The organism is Vibrio sp. M260118 (assembly GCF_036533755.1).
Taxonomy (GTDB): domain Bacteria; phylum Pseudomonadota; class Gammaproteobacteria; order Enterobacterales; family Vibrionaceae; genus Vibrio.
Genome location: NZ_JATABG010000368.1, coordinates 1 through 3374 on the forward strand (window position 1 = coordinate 1; position 3374 = coordinate 3374).

The following is a 3374-nucleotide window of genomic DNA, read 5'->3' on the forward strand; positions in this document are numbered from 1 at the left end:
GTTCTCCAGTTCTCCAATACAAAGAGGGTTGATACTAAGCGCCAATCCCCTTTAATTTTTCTCGCTTTCTCGCTTTCTCGCTTTCTCGCTTTCTCGCTCTTGGCACACATATTGCAAAATCTAACCTAGATGTTCAGTTAACGCTGATTTTTATAGGTTTCTTGGGGGCAATATGTCGTCTGATCTTCTGAATTTAGGTTCGCAAAGCGTCCTTACAGCTCAGAGACAATTAAACACCACCGGTCATAACATCTCTAATGTAAATACAGAGGGTTATAGCCGTCAGTCGGTGATACAAGGCACAAATATGCCACGCCAATACGGCGGGGAAACCTATGGTATGGGCGTTCATGTGGAAAAAGTTCGCCGCTCTTGGGATCAGTTTGCCGTTAATGAACTCAATATTTCTACTACTAACTATGCACGTAAGGTCGATGACGAAGCGGATTTAGAGATGCTATCTAACATGCTGTCGTCTGTTTCTTCGAAAAAAATCCCTGAAAACATTAATGAGTGGTTCGATGCGGTTAAGTCATTGGCTGATAGCCCTAATGATGTTGGTGCTCGAAAGGTGGTGTTAGAGAAAGCTAACCTAGTTACTCAAAACCTAAATGATTTTCATGAAACGGTGCGTCGTCAGTCAGATGTCACAAACAAAAAGCTCGATTTGGGTATCGAACGTGTTAACCAGTTAGCGCTTGAAATTCGCGATCTTCATCGCCTGATGATGCGCACACCTGGCCCGCACAATGACTTAATGGATACCCATGAAAAGCTAATCGCGGAGCTGTCTGAGTACACCAAGGTCACAGTAACTCCGAGAAAAAATGCTGAAGGCTTTAACGTACATATTGGTAATGGCCACACATTAGTGTCGGGTACAGAATCGAGTGAACTGAAGATGATCGATGGTTATCCTGATGTTCACCAACGCCGACTTGCCATGATCGAAGGTAAGGGGATTAAGGCGATCACGACTAAAGATATTGATGGCAAGCTTGGTGCGATGCTCAGTATGCGTGACGAGAAGATTCCTCAGTTGATGGATGAGCTTGGCAAACTAGCAACCACTTTCTCTTATGAAGTTAACGCTTTACAGGCTCAAGGTCTCGACCTTAGAGGAAATGTTGGTGGTTTGATTTTTACCGACGTTAACTCTGAAGTTGCTGCGAAGGAGCGTGTTGTTGCGTCTTCTAACTCGCAAGCCGATTTAGCGGTGTTTATTGAAGATACCAGTCAGCTTCAAGGCGGCGAATACTCTTTGCAATACGTTGGTGGCGATTACTATGTCACACGCCCATCAGGAGAGCAGCGTCAGGTGTCTGTTGTCGATGACTCGATTACATTAGATGGTATTCGAATTGATATCCGCAACGGTCTAGAGGCTGGCGAACGAGTTCTAATTCGCCCAACTCGCAGTGGCGCAGCGCAAATGCAGATGGCAACTAATGATCCGAATGCTATTGCCGCGCAGAGTTATGAAGCGTCAACAACCTTTGCTCAAGGTAGTGCCGAGTTTACTATTTTGAAAGCGGGTGAAGTGCGCGAGTTTGAAGTTATTGTTTCCCCTGACGGGAAACAGTTCGCGGTGACGGATACCAAGGGCAACCTTCTGCTTCAGCCGCAAAACTACCCACCTACAGGCCCGGTTGAGGTTAAAGGTACTCAGTTCGAGTTAACTGGCGGTGCATTGCCGAACGATAAATTTACGGCAAACCTTGTCCCTTCTGAAGGTGACAACGGCAACTTGCGTAAGATGCAGAACATTCAAACCAATAAAAAATTGAACGGCGGTGAGTCGACCATTCTCGATATCTACCACAACCTTAATACCGATGTGGGTCTGCAGATGTCTACCGCTTCTCGCTTGACGGATGTATCGCGCTTGGAAAAAGAGGGCGCTCAAGAGCGAGTCGCTTCAATTTCAGGTGTGAACTTAGATGAAGAAGCTGCAAACATGATGAAGTTTCAGCAAGCTTACATGGCCTCTTCGCGCATTATGCAAGCTGCCAATGACACCTTTAATACTATTCTTGCGTTGAGATAAGGAGGCCTAAATGATCAATCGAATTTCTAGCTTCCACAACTATCAATCAGCGCAGAACGATATGCGTCGTTCGGAAGCAAAAGTACATCATAATCAAGCGCAGTTAGCGTCGGGTAAAAAGTTAATGCGCGCGAGTGATGATCCACTTGCCACGCACTATATTCAAAAAATCGGTCAACAAAAGGAACAACTTCGCCAGTTTACCGATGCGATTACCCTTTCCCGTAACCGCCTAGAGCATCATGAAGTGATCATTTCCAACGCAGAGCAATATGCTGATGAGGCAAAACGTACCGTAATGGAAATGATCAACGGTTCATTGTCTCCAGAAGACCGTATTGCTAAACGTCGTGAGATGCAGGAAATCTCAGATAACTTCTTGAATCTAGTTAATGTTCAAGATGAATCTGGTAACTATATCTTCGCCGGAACTAAGCCTAAGAACCAACCTTTCTTTAGAGATAAAGACGGTAATGTGGCTTATGCCGGGGATGACTACCAACGCAAAATGAAAATCTCTAACAGCTTAGAAATGCCGATCAACGATCCGGGAAGCAAGCTGTTTATGGAAATTGATAACCCATTTGGTGATTACTCGCCTAAGTACGACCTAAAAGACGAGTCAGAGCTGTTGCTTGAAAGGGCGACCAATACCAATCCGGATGACAACTCTACCTATAAGGTCACTTTTGTTGACATGCCTGGTGGTAAATACGGCTACCAACTAGAGCGTGATGGCTCTGTGGTTAAAGCTGATACCTTTGATCCAGCGGTTGGTATTAAGCACGAGGGCATCACCGTTCAGGTTAAAGGCCAGATTACTAAGGGTGACGAAATTACCTTAGAGCCTAAAAAAACATACAGCATCTTTGAAACCTTTCAAGATGCGATGAGGCTTGCAGAGGGCTCGGTCTCTGATACATCAAATACAGCAGAGCTACACCAGGTTACTGAAGAGTTCCACACTGCCTTTATTCATTTGAATAAAGGGCGAACGGATGTTGGTGCGCGTTTGAATACTCTTGATATTCAAGAAGAGCAACATAATGACTTCGCTATGACCTTGGCGAAATCTAAAAGTAATTTTGAAGACTTGGATTATTCAGAGGCGATTATCGAGTTCAACGAGAACTCGCGAGCGCTTCAAGCTTCCCAGCAAGCGTTTGGTAAAACCAAAGATTTAACCCTATTTAACTACATCTAAACTCAATGCCTTATGTGCTATGCCATAAGTGCGAGATAGGTGACGCCAGTTGAATTTGTTTACTCATAGAAAGAGTGGCAATCGAGTGGCAAACCAGGCGGCAATGAATTTGCCGCTTGAGAT

General features: G+C 44.8%; 2 protein-coding genes. Both read left to right on the forward strand.

Annotated elements, in window-relative coordinates; all coding sequences use genetic code 11:
* Positions 1–172 precede the first annotated feature (172 nt).
* The gene (gene flgK, locus QTO00_RS16865) at positions 173–2047 is read left to right on the forward strand and encodes a flagellar hook-associated protein FlgK (RefSeq protein WP_331425815.1); all 1875 of its coding nucleotides are present in this window, start codon (positions 173–175) and stop codon (positions 2045–2047) included.
* Positions 2048–2057: 10 nt separating this feature from the next.
* A complete protein-coding gene (gene flgL, locus QTO00_RS16870; protein ID WP_331425816.1) occupies positions 2058–3251 on the forward strand; it encodes a flagellar hook-associated protein FlgL in 1194 nt (397 codons plus the stop codon).
* Positions 3252–3374 lie beyond the last annotated feature (123 nt).

What these genes read in the sequence shown, in the direction of transcription:
- flgK (WP_331425815.1), top strand. Translation starts at nt 173, where the DNA reads ATGTCGTCTGATCTTCTGAATTTAGGTTCGCAAAGCGTCCTTACAGCT.
- flgL (WP_331425816.1), top strand. Translation starts at nt 2,058, where the DNA reads ATGATCAATCGAATTTCTAGCTTCCACAACTATCAATCAGCGCAGAAC.